Below are 529 nucleotides of genomic sequence, written 5' to 3' on the forward strand. Positions count from 1 at the left end.
CGGCGAAATTAGATCCTGTCGTCAACGAATGGGCAAACCGACCTTTAAATACAACCTACTTTCCTTATTTGTTTGTGGATGCCATGTACATCAAAGTCAGGGAGCACAACCGTGTAGTTTCCAAAGCTGTCTACCTCGCCCTTGGAGTTGACAAAGAGGGTCGCCGAGAAATTCTTGGTTTGAAAGTGGATCATAATGAAAGTTTCAAGAGTTGGTCTGCTTTTTTCCAACACCTTATTTCAAGAGGTCTTCAATCACCTAAACTGGTCGTCTCCGATGCCCACGAAGGTCTTAAAAAGGCGATTCAACAAGATTTCGTCGGTACTTCTTGGCAGCGATGCAATGTTCATTTCAAACGCAATATTGTCGACGCCTTTCCAAAGAAGGACAACCAGGAGGCGATTAGCCTTCTAAAAAGCATATTTGCCGCAGAAGATATGGATACTTTAAGGAATCTGAAAGAGCTTTTCTTTGAAAAGTACGAAGGCAATTCAAAGTACCAAAAGGCATTGGGAATACTCGATGAGGG

At 42.9% G+C, this 529-nt stretch carries 1 protein-coding gene; it reads left to right on the forward strand.

Features of this window, described 5'->3' with window-relative positions; translation table 11 throughout:
• A partial coding sequence (locus tag ACFPZG_RS18685) for an IS256 family transposase (RefSeq protein WP_381428376.1) occupies nucleotides 1-529 on the forward strand: 529 nt, incomplete at both ends.

This window comes from Sporosarcina thermotolerans (assembly GCF_042658975.1).
Taxonomy (GTDB): domain Bacteria; phylum Bacillota; class Bacilli; order Bacillales_A; family Planococcaceae; genus Sporosarcina; species Sporosarcina thermotolerans.